The following is an 18649-nucleotide window of genomic DNA, read 5'->3' as shown; positions in this document are numbered from 1 at the left end:
ATACTTCGACAAGTTACAACTTATGAAATTTATCTTCTTATTTAAACCTCTCCTTATGTTAATTTTTAACAAATTATTAACAAATACTTGTGATTTTGGAATTCAAACATCCCTCTTAAATTTTCTAAATTTGAGATATACCGCACTATTATGCTACTCAAAAAGGTTAATATAGAAGAAAAGCTGAGCAAAATACGCCCCGAAACGGACCATAAAAACCTAAGCGAATTATATCTGATTCTTAACAGGGATATAGAAAGCAGAGAAAAAATCGGGAATACCCTTCAAAATAAAAACAGTTCAGCTACTAACGCTTTTGATCTTGATTTACTAGAAACAAACCGGATATACCATGTAGAGCAAATAAAGAAAATTTGTGTAGATTACAGGTTACGCTTTTTAACATCCAATTATTTTAAAGGAGAAATTCCTGCGGAGGCCATAGCAGAAATAAAGCGGATTGAAGAAGCTCACAGTATTGAATTAAAAGGTTTTAGAATTCTTGCGCCTTCCAAGCTCTTTAAATTAGAGGATAAGGACGACCCCGTATTATTCGCCCCCATAGGTAACAACTATTTTTATCTGATTCATAAATGGGGAAATGACCTTCACCCCCTAAGAAAATGGCTCATGTGGCCTTTTAAAAATATTGTAAACTTAATTTTGCTCATAGTTCTCCTAAGTTTTTTTATGGCCCTATTGGTGCCTGAAGGTCTATTTTCAAAGAACAGCTCTAACGCTCAATTTTTTATTATTTTCTTTTTTATATTCAAATGTTCTGCGTCGGTGGCTATTTTTTATGGCTTTGCATTGGGTAAAAACTTTAACCATGCCATTTGGAACAGTAAATTTTACAACGCTTAGCAGTGTATTATACATCATAAAAAAAGGGCATTCCACCAAATTATGGAATGCCCTTTAAACTTTTACAGGTGTACTTAGTTTATAAATATAGCGGTTGGTATACCTGCCACATCTATACTGTTCAAAAATTTTGGTTCAGGAGCCGGCTTTACCAGCAAGAGCCCTCCTTTGTTCTCCCCGCTTTTCTTTTTGTACCCTATCAACAGTACATTGTTCTCCTCGTCATAGCTTACCATTGTTGTTTTTTCAACTTCAAATTCAAAATTGAGCTGAGTTTCCGTCATGAAATTTTCGTAAGCGTACAACACGGTTAAGTTTTTGCCAAAATCATAAATAGCCGGTATTACTGGAAATATACTATGTGCCGTAGGTGTCATCTCATAGTACATCTTACCTTCCGTATCAAAATGCAAAGAAGCAGATTTTGTGAAATTAGGTTCTTTTCCAACACCATAGCTGGTATGTGTTATAGCAAGACTTACACTGTTCATTGTACTATGCAAATCATCATAACTAATGATAATATTATCATCCGGGTTTGTGAAAATTCGCCTTACATCAAAACCTACCAATTTACTATGAACAACAGCATTGGCATTAGCATCCATTACTGTAATAGAGTTTTCATCGGTAACATTATCATCAACGCCTAAAACAAATAGCCGTTTGTTTGCATATGCCAGTTCAATAGGTCTTTGGTCAAGTTTCACGTCCAAAGAAGTTGTTTCTGAGGCAGACACGTTTAAAACACGTACATAAAACTCATCTACCGTAGGGCTCACATGAAGCTCGTATGCAATGTAGAGCATATCTCCTTTTCGTAAAATTGACTTTGCCGTAAGACTGCACGCTCCTAAATCTGAAAAAACTTGGTACGTTTTACTGCTATCATCGTTAAAGTCGTGAATTGATAGCTCACCGCTACAATTGGATTTTTTATGATACGTGGTCAATACACTGTTTTCTTGAAACGAAAGATCAGGCACCATCATGGAAGCAAATTTGCTCTTTTCCGGATTAATGGTAAGGGCATCATCTTCTACATTGAACAATGTACCACTTAAACTTCCTTTGTTGTTAACGAGCAAGGTGTAGTCTGCTTGAACGCTTTTTTCTTCCTCTTTTTCGTTGCCAAGTGAGTCACTCTCAGTTTTGCTGCAACCCATAAGGACTAATAACGCCATAAGGGCATAAAATAGATTGTAGGTTTTCATCTGTTGCATTTTAATGTATTCTAAATGACTTTTCCAACACCTGCCAGTTGAGCAAAAAAAGGGCCTTTTTTAAATTCAAGTTTTGGGTCCTTGAATTTAAAAAACGCCCCCTTACATCATTTAAAATACTGGTTTAACAAAAGCTATACCGTAGCAACGTCATACATTTTATTACGTTGCTCCCGTAATGTCTTGTCAGACATATATTCATCAAACGATAAATATCTATCAATGTTGCCTTTTGGGGTCAACTCCACGATTCTATCGGCAACCGTCTCTGCAAAGTGATGATCATGGGTAGTAAACATGACCGTTCCCTTAAAATTCTTAAGGCTATTGTTAAATGCGGTAATACTCTCTAAATCCAAGTGATTCGTAGGCTCATCCAACATAACTACGTTGGCTCTAAGCATCATCATTCTACTTAACATACAACGTACTTTTTCTCCTCCTGAAAGAACGGTACACTTCTTAAGAGCTTCTTCGCCACTAAAAAGCATTTTACCTAGAAAACCACGAATGTAGACTTCTTCTCTTTCCTCTTCGGTCTTTGCCCACTGTCTCAACCAGTCTACCAAGCTTATATCCTCTGTAAAGAAATCAGAGTTGTCTGCAGGCAAATATGATTGTGTAGTAGTAATCCCCCATTGAAAAGAACCTTTTTCAGCTTTCTTTTGACCATTTATAATCTCGTAAAAAACCGTGGTTGCTCTAGAGTCACGAGAAATAACGGCAACTTTATCGCCTTTAGCCAAGTTTAGATTCACATTTTCGAAAAGCAAATCTCCATCTTCCGACTTTGCAGAAAGTCCTTCCACATTCAAAATTTGGTCACCAGCTTCACGCTCTCTTTCAAAAATAATGGCAGGATATCTTCTACTGGAAGGCTTTATATCTTCTACTTTAAGCTTAGAAAGCATTTTCTTTCTAGAAGTGGCTTGTTTACTTTTTGCAACGTTGGCACTAAAACGCGCAATAAATTCTTGCAATTCTTTTGCCTTTTCTTCGGCCTTCTTATTCTGTTGTGCTCTCTGGCGAGAAGCTAACTGGCTACTTTCATACCAAAATGTATAGTTACCACTATACAGGTTCATTTTACCAAAATCAATATCGGCAATACTGGTACAGACCGAATCTAAAAAGTGTCTATCGTGAGAAACTACAATTACCGTGTTTTCATAATCTGCAAGGAAATTCTCCAACCAGTTGATGGTTTCATAATCCAGGTCATTGGTAGGCTCATCCATAATCAATACATCTGGATTTCCAAAAAGAGCCTGCGCCAGTAATACACGAACCTTAAGTTTTGAATCTATATCCGACATTAAGGTATAATGAAACTCTTCTGTTATTCCCAAATTTGATAATAAGGCCGCAGCGTTACTGTCTGCGTTCCAGCCGTTCATTTCTTCAAACTGAACCTGAAGCTCTCCAATTTTATCGGCATTTTCATCAGTATAATCCGCATAAAGCGCATCTATCTGCTGCTTTATAGAAAAAAGCGGCTTATTCCCCATAACAACGGCCTCAAGAACAGTAGACTCATCGTAAGCGTTGTGGTTCTGTTCCAAGATGGACATACGTTTACCAGGCTCAAGGTTTACATGACCCGAAGTTGGTTCTATTTGTCCAGATAAAACTTTTAAGAATGTAGATTTTCCCGCTCCATTTGCTCCAATTACCCCATAACAGTTACCCTGAGTAAAGGTTACGTTAACTTCATCGAAAAGGACTCTTTTTCCGAATTGTACGGATAGATTTGATACCGACAGCATAGCTTTCTTTTTAAAATTCGTGCAAAAATACAGAATTTTAATGGCCTAGACCAATAAACTTAAAAAGCATTCACTTTGTCTTAAACCTTAACTCAACCCTGTCATTTTTAACTCCCTATTAACAGCAAACTGCCACAGGGTTGTTTAATTTTGAACGTTACACAGTTAGCGATACCTATATGAATAGAAATTTACTCTATCTTTTTTTTCTTGTTCTAGGAAGTTGTGCTGCAGAAAAAAGCTCCCCTACTGTATTTTTTTCTGGAGAAATTGTTAATCCTACCAGCAATCATATTGTTCTATTAAAAGGAGACGTTGTTATAGATTCGGCAGAATTGGACGAGGATAACCGGTTTGCCTTTTCTCTGGATTCTATCTCAGAAGGCCTGTACCATTTTAATCATGACCCGGAATTACAATATGTCTACTTAGAGCAAGGAGACAGCTTAGTGGTTCGCCTAAATACATCAGACTTTGATGAATCTTTGGTATTTTCAGGAGACGGAGAAGAACTCAACAATTTTCTTTTAGAAGTATTTTTGGCACATGAAGAAGAAGCAAGTGCCGTTCGCTCTATGTACCGATGGAATCCAACAGACTTTGAACGAGGCATTGACTCTTTAAAGCAACTAAAGTTAGATGTACTGGACGAAATTAAAAGTGAAGACAAGCTTTCTAAAAATGAGCTTAAGATTGCTAGCGCCAGTGTAAACTACAACTACAACACCTACAAAGAGGAATACCCGTTTAAACACAAAAGGCTTACAGGAAAGGAAATACTAAAAAAGCTTCCTTCTAATTTTTACGACTACAGAAAAGATTTGGTTTTTGATGATAAGGATTTAACCTATTTAAGGCCTTATTATAATTTTATGATCAACCATATTGGTAATATGTCTTTCATGACTTGCTCACATGCATGCAGCATAAAAAATAATGTAGTTCGTAATCAGCTTCATTTTAACAAACACAAGCTTCACCTTATAGATAGCCTAGTCCAGGAAAAAGAACTAAAGGACAATCTTTTTAGATATGTGGCATTTGATTATTTGTTGAAGGTTCATGACTCCGAAGAAAACAACGAAGAATTTATTAGCGGTTTCAGAGAGTTGAGCAACAACAATAGGCATATGAATGAAATAGATGCTTTGTACGAAGGCATTAAAAACATTCAACCTAAAAAAGAAATTCCCAATGTAGCGGTTACGAGCACAAACGGCACCACACTTACTATGAGAGAGATTGCCGCCAAGAACAATAAAACGGTTTTCTATTTTTGGTCCGCCACGGATAGGATGCATTTTGAGAACATAAAAAGAAGAATTGAACACCTCTCTGCTAAAAAACCTGAATATTCTTACGTAGGCATCAATATAAAAACTAACGAATCTAACTGGAAGGCTATGTTAGAGATGTCCGGCTTGGATCAATCAAAACAATACCGGTCTTCAGATTTTGAAGAGTTGACCAAGTCACTTATTATATACCCATTAAACAAGTGTATCATAACAGATGACAAGGTCATTGTAGATGCGTTCGCAAATGTCTATACCTCTTTTTAATTTAGATTACCACACATAAAATATTTGTATAGAAAAAGGGATGCTAAATAGCATCCCTTTTTCAATTTTTATTAAACAGCGAGATTAGTTCCCCTTGTTGTAATCTGCTAAAAATTTCTCCAAACCACTATCCGTTAATGGGTGATTTAGAAGTCCAGTAATGGAAGATAGACCACTGGTCATAACATCCGCACCAACTTTAGCACAATCAATTACGTGCATTGTATGACGAATAGAAGCAGCCAAAATCTGAGTTTCGAACGCGTAGTTGTCATAGATGTGTCTTATTTCTGCAATTAAGTTAAGACCATCCGTAGAAATATCATCCAATCTACCTATGAAAGGAGAAACATATGTAGCTCCCGCTTTAGCTGCCAACAAAGCTTGTCCTGCAGAAAATACTAAAGTACAGTTGGTTTTGATTCCCTTATCGGAAAAATATTTAAGTGCCTTAACACCATCTTTGATCATTGGAATTTTCACTACAATCTGGTCATGTAGCTCAGCCAATTCCTCACCTTCTTTCACCATCTCGTCAAAAGTTGTTGAAATTACCTCGGCAGAAACATCACCATCAACAATGTTACAGATATCTACGTAATGCTTTAATATATTATTTCTTCCAGTAATGCCTTCTTTGGCCATAAGAGAAGGGTTGGTAGTTACACCATCAAGAACACCAAGTTCCTGTGCTTCCCGTATTTGATCCAAATTAGCTGTGTCTATAAAAAATTTCATTTTCTAGAGTTTATTAGGTTTAATATTAGAGATATACAAAGTTTTTCGGAATCTTAAATTCCCAAGAAACAAAATTACAACTTATAATGGTTTAGCAAGAGTTTCTCGTATACTTTATCTGGCAAAATTCGCTTGAGTACCACAGAAAATTTCTGCAATGGCGAACCTACGTTGTAATGCACTTTGGGCTTCTTGTTTTCAATGATTTCAAAAACCTTTTTAGCAACTGCAATAGGATCATCTCCGTTAGATACATCTTCGTTCATCATCTTCAATGTATTCCCATACGGCTCCTTATAGGGCGAATTGTCTAAAACTGGTGAATGGTAACGTCCTGCTGCAATATTTGTGGCAAAATCTCCTGGGGCCAAAGTGGCAACTTTTACTCCAAATCCTTTGGTTTCCATGCGTAAAGCTTCGGTGAGGATGGAAAGTGCGCTTTTTGTGGCGGAATAAACTCCGCGATACGGCAATCCCATATATCCGGCTATGGAGGTTATATTTATTATCACTCCTCCTTCTTGTCTTCGCATTTGGGGCAATACAGCTTGGGCCACTCTAAGTGGGCCATACACATTGGTATCAAAAGCTTTTTGTACTTCATCTGGAGGCGTTTCTTCCAAAGGACCAGTAATTCCAACCCCTGCATTGTTTACCAGCACATCGATCCTTCCCTCAGCAGCTATGACTTGATTTACGGCAGAAACGATACTCTCATTATCCGTAACATTAAGTTGAAGTAAGTCAAATACCTCAAAATCCTGATGCCTAGCCAAATTTCTGGTAGTTCCATAAACTTTAAACCCTTTTGACTTGAGATACAACCCAATGGACTTTCCTATACCTGAAGAACCCCCGGTAATCAATACTATTTTTTGCTCCATAAGGGTGCAAAATAACAATAATATAGTGTAGTAGAAAAGAAATTAAACCTTGAAGAAGCGCTGAAACAGAAACTTAACAAATGCCCTTATAATTTGAAGAATTTAGAGCAAAAAAAATCGGCAAGCTACCTACATCGCACCGCTACAACCGTATACCCTTGCTGCGTTCCCACCCTGGGGGATTCTACAGGAGCTGGTCGTGTAGGACTTGCCGACTGCAAATATACAACCTTTTGTTTCTTTCGCAATCGTTTTACATTCTAATTTTTATATGAACAATTTGTTTTGAGTTCGCTATTTTTGTGCAACTAAAAAATGCCTGTAAATCAGGCTAAACCAAATTTAATCTTGTAATGACAACTTTAAAGTTTTTCCCGTTTTGCTTTTTTTTAATGCTTTTTATGGCCTGTGGAGGTGATAATTCTCCCTCTTCCCTATTCGAAATTCAACTAGAAGGAAACAGTAAAAGCTTTCAGCAAAAACAAAATGTAGCGGTTTCCATCAAAAACAAAAATAATAAAACCATTGAGAGTGTTACGTATGCAATTGATGGTAAAGAGGTTCCCGTTAATGATGGCAAAATTTCACTGAACATGCCCCATTTAGGAGACAAAACAATTACGGCAACCGTTTCCTATGACGATGCCTCAGTAGAGATTTCCAAGCATTTAAAACTCCTGGCGCCAAATGCTCCGGAAATTTACACCTACGAGATACTAAACGAGTACCCCCACGATAACAAAGCTTATACACAGGGTCTTGAATTTTATAACGATACACTTTACGAGAGCACAGGAAAAAAAGGAAGATCCTCTTTACGAAAAGTAGATTTTAAATCAGGCAAAGTATTACAACAGGTAGATTTGGACCAAACCTATTTTGGAGAGGGCATTACTATTCTCAACAATAAAATTTACATGCTTACGTGGCGCAGTGGTCTTGGCTTTATCTATGATTTAAAGACTTTGGATAAAATTGACAATTTTCAGTTTGGAGAAAGTAAAGAAGGCTGGGGATTGACAAACGATGGAAAAAAACTCTTTAAAAGTGATGGCACAGAAAAAATATGGTTTTTAAACCCGGAAACTTTGGTTGAAGAAGGTCATATAGAAACCGTGACCAACAAATCTATAAATGACAGTGCCAACGAATTGGAATATGTAGATGGAAAAATATATGCCAATGTATACCAAAAACCAAGTGTTATGATTATTGATGCCAATAGCGGTGCTATTGAAGGCGTTATCAATTTTGGTGGGCTTAGCAGCAAGGTTACACACCACGCTACATGGAGCGATACGGATAATGTTTTAAACGGTATAGCATATCATCCGGAGAGGAAAACGTTTTTTGTTACCGGGAAAGAATGGGACAAGATGTTTGAGGTGAAAATTCAAAAAAAATAAATGCAGAGTTATCAAAAAGCGATTACCGTAAAGGAAGACGATTTAGATGACCTTGACCATGTAAACAATGTACGGTACGTTCAATGGATGCAGGATATATCTAAAGAACATTGGATGAAAGCTGCTCCAGAAGAAATGCGCAAAGGAATTATTTGGGTGGTAATGACACATCATATCACCTACAAAAGTGCTGCAGTTCTAGGTGATGTTATTGAAATGAGCACATACATTCAAAAAAGCAAAGGTGCCGTTTCTGTAAGAATTGTAGAAATGCGCAATAAGAAGACCAAAGAACTGTTAGTAAAATCAAGTACAGAATGGTGTCTATTAAATGCCGAAACATATAGACCTATGCGCATATCGGATGAAATCAAGGATTTTTTTACCTGTTCATAGCCCAGTGTTGTCAATCTATAATTTCGCAATTAGAAAAAATGGTTTGAAAACAGCTTTAAAAGTAGACATTTAGACAAAAGATATGAGGCAATACTTAATGACAATAGCACTACTTGCCTTATTTATATCCACTGGGTCTTGCCGTAAAGATTTTGAATACGCACCAAGTAACGGAAACCTTGAATTCTCAAAAGACACCGTTTTTTTGGATACTATTTTTTCCAATATTGGCAGCAGTACATACAGTTTAAAAGTATACAACCGGAGCAAAGATGATATTTCTATCCCCTTCATCGGATTAAAGCAAGGGGAAACAAGTTCTTACCGCCTAAATGTTGATGGTGTTGCCGGGAAAAATTTTTCGGACATTCCCCTAATGGCCAAAGACAGTCTCTATATTTTTATCGAAACTACTGTAACCCTCCAGAATACAAATCAATTTTTATACACGGATATATTACAATTTGACCAAGGCAGCAACAGTCAACAAATCCCTCTGGTTACTTTAGTGCAAGACGCAATATTTCTCTATCCCACTAGAAATAGCAAAGGAGAAAAAGAAATGGTCGTAATTGATGTAGATGCAGATGGAAATAATATAAGCGCTCCCGGCTTTGAGCTTAAAAACGACCAATTACACTTTACCAATGAAAAGCCTTATGTCATTTACGGGTTTGCCGTAGTTCCCAGCGAACAGCAACTAATTTTAGACCCTGGCGCGCGAGTGTTTTTTCATCAAAACTCCGGAATAGCAGTACGCCCTAAAGCTAGCCTGAAGATCAATGGCGCCTTGAGTTCCGATCAAGAGCTATTAGAGAACGAAGTTATTTTTGAAGGAGACCGTTTGGAACCTGAATATGGTAATGTGGCCGGACAATGGCATGGGATTCGTTTAGAGGCGGGCAGCAGCAATAATACCATTAATTATCTCACCCTTAAAAATGCTACGACTGGTATTTTCTCCCAGGGTGGGTCTTCGTTATCCTCCCCTACCTTGACCATTGAAAACTCTCAAATTTACAATAGCTCCAAAATAAATCTATGGGGAAAAACAGCGTATATTGAAGCTAAGAACCTTGTTTTGGGTAGTGCCGGGAACAGTTCTCTTTATTGCAACTTAGGAGGAAGCTATTCATTTACACACACCACAATTGCCAATTATTGGACAGAGAGCTTTAGACCTAACGCTGCATTGACCATAAACAATTTTGAACCTGACGGGCAAAATAATTCAAATGGGGCAGATTTAATAAAAGCTGATTTTAAAAATTGTATCATTGACGGAAATGGCGATTTTGAAATTTCACATGGTTCCAATGGCTCAAATGCCTATAATTTTCTATTCAGTTCTTGTCTTATTACGGTGAATGAAAACAACATTCCACCCAACTCCGGAGAATTGTACCAATTTGAAGATGATACAACTTATAAAAATAGCTTTATTAATGGGCTGCCTGAGTTTGAAGATACCCAAAAGAACAACTTCAGATTAACTTCTACTTCCGAAGCCCTCAATATTGGAGACAAAACAGATGCACTTGCTATTCCTCTGGACATCTTAGGAACAGAGCGTACAGAGTCTCCTGACCTAGGGGCTTACGAATTTTCTGAATTGGACTAAAACATAAACAATCCTAATGTTAAGCCCCCCTTCAACAGGAATAAATCTCTTAAATCAATATTCTACAATTCAGTTTTTACCTACGAAAAATCTGATGAGTGCACTCCAAATGGATTCAAATAAGTACCAATTAACAATTTGGTTAAAATTTAACACAAATAATGTAATCTTTTTCTTTCAAATATAAATAAAACCTTTATATTCCCTATAAAAACCCCAAATATTGTGGGGAATATCTTTATAGCTATGTAACTTACTGTCACTAATTTGCATCAAAATAATGTGTCTTGGAATATACTTACACCATAATAGATTCAGATGCGACTTCAAATTTGCAATTACAGCACTATTTGGAGGATTATGGTGACTTCACCTGTGCCGGTCTGGCACAGAATAGTTCGGACGGCATTAATACAATTTTAAAATACTCTCCAGATGTAGTTTTCATAAATTTGAACGAAAGTGCGTACGAGTATTTTCACATGGTTATGGAGCTTCATCAATATATAAATGAGCTTCCTATTATAATAGGTATATCCAACAGTAAGGATTACGCCTACGATGCCATCAAAAACGGTTTTTTTGATTATTGGCTAAAACCTCATAATGAGTTTGATATTAGGAAATCTATACTACGTCTTAAAAAGCAAGTACCTGCAAAAGCGGAACCCCAAACCCTTTGCTTAAAATCATATCGAGATTTTCAGTATATAAATACAGACGACATTCTTTATCTTCAGGCAGACAACAATTCTACAGAGTTTGTTATGAAGGACGGAACAATAAATAACGCCTACAAAACGTTAAAAACCTTCGAAAATCAACTGCCTAAAAATTTTGTGAGAATACACCAGAGTTATATTGTGAACACCAACTTTATTTCTCGTATTAGCTATGGCAAATCTTACTGCACTTTAAAGCAAACAAAAATGCAGTTGCCTTTTTCTAAATCTTATAGACAGAACATTGATGGTCTTAAAGATTTATTGTCAAAAAACACAATTTCAGCCCTTAATTAATTAAATTCTATTGAAACTCACCCGTTTACTCTCAAAACTGGTGCTTTTACTACTACATTTTTTCAGTTAGTTAATATGCTGTTAAACAATAATAGTTTAGCAGTGTAAGAAATAACAACAACCCCCTAAAACTGGTTTAATTATGAAAAAAGTAGCAAGCATTTTAGCATTAACGATTATGTCATTTGGAGTGATCTCATGTGAAACCGAAACAGATTCAGCTTATGATGTAAATGTTGATTCTTCTGTTGACGGTGATGATGTGCCAACCGATAGACGTGGTTCTTCCGTAGATGGTGACGATGTTCCAACAGACAGACGTGGTTCTTCCGTAGACGGTGACGATGTTCCAACAGACAGACGCGGTTCTTCAGTAGACGGTGACGATGTGCCAACCGATAGACGCGGTTCTTCAGTAGACGGTGACGATGTGCCAACCGACAGACGTGGTTCTTCAGTAGACGGTGATGATGTGCCAACCGACAGACGCGGTTCTTCAGTAGACGGTGACGATGTGCCAACCGACAGACGCGGTTCTTCAGTAGACGGTGACGATGTGCCAACAGACAGACGCGGTTCTTCAGTAGACGGTGACGATGTACCAACTGACAGACGCGGTTCTTCAGTAGACGGTGACGATGTACCAACTGACAGACGTGGTTCATAATATGCAATCAAAATAGATTATCTTAGCCTTAAATTAATTTTTAAGGCTTTTTTTTAACCTGAATTTTTCCGCATGTTTTCTTTCAAATATGGACCTTCTCAGTCAGTTTTTTTTATAAGTTGTTTCTGGCTAGCTCTTGTATTTGTTTCATGCAACAATAAAAACAACCAACTTAGTAATAACCAAATTTCTACCCAAGCAGACTCCATTTTCTCATTAATAGACAGTTCTTCTAACTCAAGATTTTCACATAACGAACATCTACTATTCCTTGAAAAAGCTGAAACTCATACCAATAAAATAGAGAATGACTCTCTAAAGAATAAACTGATTTCTAAAATTGCACTTAGATATTTAGTACTTAAAGACTCTACAAACTTTAGAAGAGCAAATCAACAAACCTTAGAGTTATCCAAACTACTGAATGATAGCATAACGTTAGCCGAAGCCAATTGGGATTTGGCCGATTTTCATAGATTGTATGCAAAAGCCGACAGTGCTTATCTTCACTTCTCGGAAGCGCAAAAAATATACGAAGCTCTTGATATGGATTATGAATCTGCACGTATGCTTTACAATATGGCTGTTACCCAAGCAGACATTAAAGACTATACCGGTAGTGAAATAAACACTATAAAGGCTATTGATATCTTAAAACCCTTAGAAGAGTACAAAAGACTGTACCTCTGTTACAATAATTTAGGTTCAATTACCAAAGAACTAAAAGAGTTTGATAGGGCGTTAGATTACTATAACACAGCTCTGCAATATCAAATGAAAATAGACGCCCCAAATAATTATCTGCTAAGCCTTAATAATAATATTGGAGTTGTTTATTTGGAACAGGGCAACTACAAAGAATCCATCCCCTATTTTGAAGAAGTTTTAAAGGACAAAAATCTCTCTACGGAACGTCCCTCGCTATATGCCATGGCGCTAAATAATCTTACGTATAGTAAAGCCAAAGTTAATTTTAAATCGGACCTATCTTCCAATTTCAAAAAGGTCATAAAGATTCAAGATAGCATTGGTGAAATTCAAGATATTTCAAGAAGTTACTACTGTTTTGCTGATTATTATTTAGGTAAACAAGACACTGTACAAGCCATAACCCAAGCAAAAAAAGCTATGGGTTATGCCAAAATTGCAAGTAATAATGATCGATTTTTAAAGAGTTTGCAACTGTTGGCTAAATTAGAACCTGAAAAATCTAGTTATTACACGCAACAATACATTTCTTTAAATGACAGTTTACAGCAGGTAGAAAGACAAGCACGAAATAAGTTTGCCCGTATACGTTTTGAGACAGATGAATTTATAGCTGAAAACGAAATACTATCACGACAAAAACAATTATGGACCGGTGTAGCGGTATCCATATTACTGCTAGGACTTATGTCCTACATCATTCTAGATCAAAGGTCAAAAAACCAAAAACTTCGTTTTCAACAACAACAGCAAGCCGCAAACCAGGAGATTTTTAATCTAATGCTTACCCAAAAGGAAAAATTAGAAGAAGGAAAAAAAATTGAACAAAAACGGATATCGGAAGAGCTTCACGATGGCGTGCTAGGTAAAATGTTAGGAGCACGCATGGTACTTACAGGTCTCAACAAAAGAACAGAAGAAGAGGCTATTTCTGAAAGAAAGAAAGCAATAGACGCATTACAAGAGGTAGAAAAAGAGGTCCGTTCTATTTCACATGAATTAAGCCATGCCGCCTACCAAAACATTCCAAACTTTATACACTCTATAAAAGATTTATTGCTTACCGTCCAAGCTACAGGCAATTTTGACTATAAGTTTGTTTATAATGAGACCTTTAACTGGGATTCGCTCGGGGCAAGCATAAAAATTAATGTTTATAGGATGATTCAGGAAAGTTTACAAAATTGTGTTAAACATGCCCAATGTAAAAACGTAATTTTGGAACTTAGTAAAACAGATTCTGGTTTTATGGCCACAATCATAGACGATGGAAAAGGCTTCAAAACAAGTTCCAGAAAAAAAGGTATAGGTTTGCGTAATATCTCGTCTAGAATTGAAAAAATAAAGGGAACGTACACGATTAAGAGTAAACCTGGCAAGGGTACCACTGTTACATTGGAAGTGCCTTTAAATAAAAGAAATTAGTTAGAAGCATTTTTTTTTAAGTGTAGACTGACCAAGAAATTATGGATAATTTAATTAGAATATTAGCTGTTGATGACCATGAGATGATTGTTCTAGGTTACAAGTATACCATTGAAGGGTGTGATTTTGAAAAGTACAAAGTAACCGTAAATATTGCTCCTAGTTATCATGAAGGCAAAGCAGAAATAGAAAGTTCCGCAAACCGCATGCCCTATGATATAGTATTATTGGACATCCAAATGTTTCCGGATAGCGCTAAAGAAGAAAGAGGTGGAGTAGACCTTGGGGTTTTGGTTAGAAAAATATCCCCCTCTTCTAAAGTAGTTTTTCTTTCTTCTTTTAGTGACAGCTACCATATTAACAACGTACTAAAGACTGTAAATCCTGATGGATATATGGTAAAATCCGAAGTTGATGAAAAGACGCTGCAAGATATGGTACGAACGGTTATTGAAAATCCTCCTTATTACACTGCAGCGGCATTGCAGGCCATACGCAGAAAAATGGCAAACGAAGACCAAATTGATGAACGTGATAAAAAAATATTGTATCAATTATCAATAGGAACCAAAACCAAGGATATCTCTTCTTTAGTTGCAGCATCCAGCACAACCGTTGAAAACCGAAAAAGACAGTTGAAAGTAATCTTCAATGTTGAAAACGGTAACGACTTTGCTCTTATTGAAGAAGCCAGAAAACGTGGGTTTATTTAACAAATAACAGATACATTGTTGAATAACAATAAATTACACATTAGTTTATTTTCTTAAAACAAAAAAACCCCAGTTTTTATGGGGTTTTTCTTTAAAGTTCAAACAGAACTGAAAACTATCTTTGGCACAAAGTGTATAACTACATCATATGCCACTATACCACGATAGTTTTAGGAACAACCATTCCAATGGTTATACTCCAAATTCACAAATGGAAGGAATGGAGTCTTTCGCAAATAGTTTGGAAAAATTGTTTTTTGCAGATGCTACCATTTTAAATTATACCAATAAAGATGAAAAAACCAATTTAGCCATTGAGCTAAACTGTAATATTTCGTTGGTAGAGATGTTATTTCACTTTAATAAAGGTACTTGGGGCAATTTTAAACCTGGAAGAACCTCTTTTATAAAATTGCTCAACAATCTTGTAAAAGAAAGTGGTTCCACAGTAGATATTGAAGAGTTTACCTTTTTCCTAAAGGACACCGCTATTATCATCAACAAGATTTATGATAATAGTATTCCTGAGCAATTAGACAAGATTATTTCCGAAATATGTAAGCACTATGTGCATTTCAGCAAGGGTTTAACAGAAACACCTTATGAAATCTATGTTCCTGTTTTTGAGGAAGAAAACAATGAAGGAAACGAAATTCTTATACAGAATATAGAGGCAGATAACAATACCAAGAAAGACTATTTTCAGTATTGGGGTCTTTATTTTGAATCTGAGGATGATGCTGTCATCTACGATTTAAAAAGCTCTACAATAGAACACGGTGACCTATTTATGCTTAACCATTGATTAAAACAAGTTTTTTGAGGTAAATGACAGTAATATAAGCTGCCCATTCCCCAAAATAATCAATTCCCCCATTTTCTACTCAATAAATTGAGTAGATTGGGGGATGGGATTATATTGATTATTTGCTATGCTTTGAGAAGTTGGAACTAAACATTAAAAAGTTCTCTTCCACTCATTAAGGCATTTACTTTTTCCTTGACAGCTTCAATTTTTGCATCATCTTCGGCATTGGTCAAAACTTCATCAACCAAGTCAACAATTACGTTCATATCAGCTTCTTTAAGACCTCTAGTAGTTATGGCAGCTGTTCCAAATCTAATTCCAGAAGTAACAAAAGGCGATTTATCATCAAAAGGAACCATGTTTTTGTTTGCAGTAATATCTGCTTTTACCAAAACTTTTTCGGCATCCTTACCCGTAATGTCCTTATTTCTTAAATCAATAAGCATCATGTGATTATCCGTGCCTCCAGAAATGATATTATACCCTTTAGCTACGAAAGCAGCCGCCATTGCAGCGGCATTTTTCTTAACCTGGATCATATAATTGAGGAAATCATCAGAAAGAGCTTCTCCAAAAGCTATTGCTTTAGCCGCTATAATGTGCTCCAAAGGACCTCCTTGGTTTCCTGGAAATACTGCTAAATCCAACAATGCGGACATCTTACGAAGATTTCCGTTCTTTAGTTTTATACCAAATGGATTATCAAAATCCTCACCCATTAGAATAAGCCCACCACGTGGTCCTCTTAAAGTTTTGTGCGTAGTTGTTGTTACAATATGGCAATGAGGAATTGGATCACTCAAAATGCCCTTTGCAATAAGCCCCGCTGGATGAGAAATATCAGCCAACAAAAGAGCACCAACACTATCTGCAATTGCTCTAAATCTTTTAAAATCTATATCACGAGAGTAAGCAGAAGCCCCCGCTATAATCATTTTTGGCTTTTCCTTAGTTGCTATTTCTTGAATAACATCATAGTCTAGCATACCTGTTTCTTTATCAACGCCATAAAAAACAGGGTTGTACAATCTACCAGAAAAATTCACCGGCGAACCGTGGGTCAAATGTCCTCCATGAGAAAGGTCAAATCCAAGAATGGTATCCCCTGGTTTTAAACAAGCGTGGTACACTGACGCATTTGCCTGCGAACCGGAGTGAGGCTGAACATTTGCATATGCCGCTCCAAATAATTCCTTAGCTCTATCTATTGCAAGTTGTTCTATTTTGTCAACTACCTCGCAGCCACCATAATAACGCTTACCGGGATATCCCTCGGCATATTTATTGGTTAGTACTGACCCCGCAGCCTCCATAACTTGTGGGCTTGTAAAATTCTCAGAGGCAATAAGCTCTATACCGCTTATTTGGCGTTCTCTTTCCTCTGCTATTAGTTCAAAAATCTGATTGTCTCGTTGCATAAGCAAATATTCTGTTAAATTGAGATGCAAAAGTACGAATTGCCCCTTGTTAAAACTCATAAAACAATATATTTGATCAAGAATTTATCAAATATAAATTAACAATCTTGCTATGCCCATACATGCCAATGACCCTTCAAAGAGAACATGGCTTCCCGTGTCCGATAATTCAGATTTCCCTATCCAGAACATTCCTTTTGGTGTTTTTCTCACTCGTGATGATATCATAACCATAGGAACCCGTATTGGAGATACCGCCATTGACCTTGGTGCCTTGCACCAACTTGGCTATTTTAATGATATACCCCTTACGGACGATATTTTTCTTCAGGATACATTGAACGATTTTATTTCGGATGGTCAAAAGACCTGGAGGTTAGTACGTAACCGTATTAGTGAAATATTTGAAGTTTCTAATGACACCCTAAAAAATAACGAAGACCATAAAAACGTAGTGCTTTTCTCTATGGATGAAATTGAAATGCAATTGCCCGTACAAGTAGGCGATTACACGGATTTTTATTCCAGTAAAGAACACGCCACTAACGTAGGTACCATGTTCCGCGACCCTAATAACGCCCTGTTACCTAACTGGCTTCACATTCCTGTAGGATATCACGGAAGAAGCTCTACCATTATCCCTAGCGGCACCCCCATTCATAGACCTATGGGGCAGACCATGCCAAAAGGGGCGGAAACTCCTGTTTTTGGGCCTTCTCGTTTAGTAGATTTTGAATTGGAAATGGCTTTCATTACCACGGATACCAATGTCTTAGGTGAACCTATTTCCGTAGACGAGGCAGAAGAATATATTTTTGGAATGGTACTTTTTAATGATTGGAGTGCGCGCGACATTCAAAAATGGGAGTATGTTCCCCTTGGACCATTTTTAGCCAAAAATTTTGCGTCATCTATATCTCCATGGATTGTAACGTTAGATGCTCTTCAGCCTTTTAAAGTAGACAGTCCAAAACAAGACCCTACTCCTCTACCCTATTTGCAGCAAAAGAAAAGACATAGTTACGACATTAACTTAGAAGTAGCTTTAGCTCCTGAAAACGGTACCGAAACTACCATTTCCGAATCCAATTTTAAATATATGTATTGGACCATGTCCCAACAACTGGCGCACCACACCGTAAACGGTTGTAAGGTGAATAGTGGAGACATGATGGGAAGTGGAACAATTTCTGGCCCAACCCCCAATTCCTACGGTTCCATGTTAGAACTATCTTGGCAAGGCACCAAGCCGGTACAATTGAACGACGGCTCAGAACGCACGTTCATTCAAGATAATGACACCGTAATTATGAAAGGATATTGCTCCAACAAAGATATCCGTATTGGTTTTGGAGAAGTTAGAACTACGCTTTTACCTCCTTTTGAGGCCAAAAAGAAAGGCTAATAAACTCTAGATATTTAATCTTGAAG

The 18649-nt window shown here is 36.9% G+C and carries 16 protein-coding genes and 1 other RNA gene; 11 read left to right on the top strand and 6 right to left on the bottom strand.

Annotated elements, in window-relative coordinates:
• Positions 1-150 precede the first annotated feature (150 nt).
• Positions 151-864 carry a hypothetical protein gene (locus SJY45_RS01880; RefSeq protein ID WP_400073069.1) on the top strand — a complete coding sequence of 238 codons (714 nt, stop codon included), beginning with the start codon at positions 151-153 and terminating at the stop codon, positions 862-864.
• Positions 865-938: 74 nt separating this feature from the next.
• Here SJY45_RS01880 and SJY45_RS01875 read toward each other — a convergent pair whose 3' ends face one another.
• A complete protein-coding gene (locus SJY45_RS01875; RefSeq protein WP_400073068.1) occupies positions 939-2078 on the bottom strand; it encodes a hypothetical protein in 1140 nt (379 codons plus the stop codon).
• Positions 2079-2221: 143 nt separating this feature from the next.
• Positions 2222-3853 (bottom strand): ABC-F family ATP-binding cassette domain-containing protein, encoded by a 1632-nt coding sequence (locus SJY45_RS01870; RefSeq protein ID WP_400073067.1) that lies wholly within the window; start codon positions 3851-3853, stop codon positions 2222-2224.
• A 179-nt stretch (positions 3854-4032) separates the two neighbouring features.
• Between SJY45_RS01870 and SJY45_RS01865 the strand changes: the two genes are divergently transcribed.
• Entirely contained in the window at positions 4033-5415 is a 1383-nt protein-coding gene (locus SJY45_RS01865; RefSeq protein ID WP_215439098.1) for a transaldolase, read from the top strand.
• Positions 5416-5499: 84 nt separating this feature from the next.
• On the opposite strand, the gene fsa is transcribed toward SJY45_RS01865, so the two are convergent.
• From fsa to ffs, 3 genes are all read right to left on the bottom strand, one after another.
• Positions 5500-6153, bottom strand: a complete 654-nt coding sequence (gene fsa / locus SJY45_RS01860; RefSeq protein WP_400073066.1) for a fructose-6-phosphate aldolase — start codon at positions 6151-6153, stop codon at positions 5500-5502.
• A gap of 74 nt (positions 6154-6227) precedes the next feature.
• A complete protein-coding gene (locus SJY45_RS01855) occupies positions 6228-7037 on the bottom strand; it encodes an SDR family oxidoreductase (RefSeq protein ID WP_400073065.1) in 810 nt (269 codons plus the stop codon).
• Positions 7038-7152: 115 nt separating this feature from the next.
• Positions 7153-7251, bottom strand: an RNA gene (gene ffs / locus SJY45_RS01850) — signal recognition particle sRNA small type.
• Between the two features lie 139 nt (positions 7252-7390).
• Between ffs and SJY45_RS01845 the strand changes: the two genes are divergently transcribed.
• From SJY45_RS01845 to SJY45_RS01810, 8 genes are all read left to right on the top strand, one after another.
• Entirely contained in the window at positions 7391-8443 is a 1053-nt protein-coding gene (locus tag SJY45_RS01845) for a glutaminyl-peptide cyclotransferase (RefSeq protein ID WP_400073064.1), read from the top strand.
• Positions 8444-8839 (top strand): acyl-CoA thioesterase, encoded by a 396-nt coding sequence (locus tag SJY45_RS01840; protein ID WP_400073063.1) that lies wholly within the window; start codon positions 8444-8446, stop codon positions 8837-8839.
• An 82-nt stretch (positions 8840-8921) separates the two neighbouring features.
• A complete protein-coding gene (locus SJY45_RS01835; RefSeq protein WP_400073062.1) occupies positions 8922-10460 on the top strand; it encodes a hypothetical protein in 1539 nt (512 codons plus the stop codon).
• A gap of 287 nt (positions 10461-10747) precedes the next feature.
• Complete coding sequence (locus SJY45_RS01830) at positions 10748-11479, top strand: LytR/AlgR family response regulator transcription factor (protein ID WP_400073061.1); 732 nt, start codon at positions 10748-10750, stop codon at positions 11477-11479.
• A 142-nt stretch (positions 11480-11621) separates the two neighbouring features.
• Positions 11622-12146, top strand: coding sequence for a hypothetical protein (locus tag SJY45_RS01825; RefSeq protein WP_400073060.1), 525 nt, complete (start codon positions 11622-11624; stop codon positions 12144-12146).
• A 72-nt stretch (positions 12147-12218) separates the two neighbouring features.
• Positions 12219-14279, top strand: a complete 2061-nt coding sequence (locus SJY45_RS01820; protein WP_400073059.1) for a tetratricopeptide repeat protein — start codon at positions 12219-12221, stop codon at positions 14277-14279.
• 41 nt (positions 14280-14320) lie between these two features.
• Positions 14321-14992, top strand: coding sequence for a response regulator (locus SJY45_RS01815; RefSeq protein ID WP_400073058.1), 672 nt, complete (start codon positions 14321-14323; stop codon positions 14990-14992).
• A gap of 148 nt (positions 14993-15140) precedes the next feature.
• Positions 15141-15797, top strand: coding sequence for a hypothetical protein (locus tag SJY45_RS01810; protein ID WP_303405843.1), 657 nt, complete (start codon positions 15141-15143; stop codon positions 15795-15797).
• 146 nt (positions 15798-15943) lie between these two features.
• On the opposite strand, the gene glyA is transcribed toward SJY45_RS01810, so the two are convergent.
• Entirely contained in the window at positions 15944-17218 is a 1275-nt protein-coding gene (glyA, locus tag SJY45_RS01805) for a serine hydroxymethyltransferase (RefSeq protein ID WP_215439494.1), read from the bottom strand.
• Between the two features lie 112 nt (positions 17219-17330).
• On the opposite strand from glyA, the gene fahA reads away from it, so the two are divergent.
• Positions 17331-18623, top strand: coding sequence for a fumarylacetoacetase (gene fahA, locus SJY45_RS01800; RefSeq protein WP_215914565.1), 1293 nt, complete (start codon positions 17331-17333; stop codon positions 18621-18623).
• Positions 18624-18649 lie beyond the last annotated feature (26 nt).

It is taken from the genome of Zobellia russellii (assembly GCF_044597075.1).
GTDB classification, from domain to species: domain Bacteria; phylum Bacteroidota; class Bacteroidia; order Flavobacteriales; family Flavobacteriaceae; genus Zobellia; species Zobellia russellii.
Note: the sequence above shows the minus strand (reverse complement) of the source record. Positions and strands in the feature narration are given on the sequence as shown.

Excerpts from the sequence above, each read along its gene's own strand:
- glyA (WP_215439494.1), bottom strand. The coding sequence starts at position 17,218 with ATGCAACGAGACAATCAGATTTTTGAACTAATAGCAGAGGAAAGAGAA.
- SJY45_RS01815 (WP_400073058.1), top strand. The coding sequence starts at position 14,321 with ATGGATAATTTAATTAGAATATTAGCTGTTGATGACCATGAGATGATT.
- SJY45_RS01820 (WP_400073059.1), top strand. The coding sequence starts at position 12,219 with ATGTTTTCTTTCAAATATGGACCTTCTCAGTCAGTTTTTTTTATAAGT.
- SJY45_RS01825 (WP_400073060.1), top strand. The coding sequence starts at position 11,622 with ATGAAAAAAGTAGCAAGCATTTTAGCATTAACGATTATGTCATTTGGA.
- SJY45_RS01810 (WP_303405843.1), top strand. The coding sequence starts at position 15,141 with ATGCCACTATACCACGATAGTTTTAGGAACAACCATTCCAATGGTTAT.
- SJY45_RS01835 (WP_400073062.1), top strand. The coding sequence starts at position 8,922 with ATGAGGCAATACTTAATGACAATAGCACTACTTGCCTTATTTATATCC.
- SJY45_RS01840 (WP_400073063.1), top strand. The coding sequence starts at position 8,444 with ATGCAGAGTTATCAAAAAGCGATTACCGTAAAGGAAGACGATTTAGAT.
- SJY45_RS01880 (WP_400073069.1), top strand. The coding sequence starts at position 151 with ATGCTACTCAAAAAGGTTAATATAGAAGAAAAGCTGAGCAAAATACGC.
- SJY45_RS01855 (WP_400073065.1), bottom strand. The coding sequence starts at position 7,037 with ATGGAGCAAAAAATAGTATTGATTACCGGGGGTTCTTCAGGTATAGGA.
- SJY45_RS01875 (WP_400073068.1), bottom strand. The coding sequence starts at position 2,078 with ATGAAAACCTACAATCTATTTTATGCCCTTATGGCGTTATTAGTCCTT.
- SJY45_RS01845 (WP_400073064.1), top strand. The coding sequence starts at position 7,391 with ATGACAACTTTAAAGTTTTTCCCGTTTTGCTTTTTTTTAATGCTTTTT.
- fsa (WP_400073066.1), bottom strand. The coding sequence starts at position 6,153 with ATGAAATTTTTTATAGACACAGCTAATTTGGATCAAATACGGGAAGCA.
- SJY45_RS01865 (WP_215439098.1), top strand. The coding sequence starts at position 4,033 with ATGAATAGAAATTTACTCTATCTTTTTTTTCTTGTTCTAGGAAGTTGT.
- fahA (WP_215914565.1), top strand. The coding sequence starts at position 17,331 with ATGCCCATACATGCCAATGACCCTTCAAAGAGAACATGGCTTCCCGTG.
- SJY45_RS01870 (WP_400073067.1), bottom strand. The coding sequence starts at position 3,853 with ATGCTGTCGGTATCAAATCTATCCGTACAATTCGGAAAAAGAGTCCTT.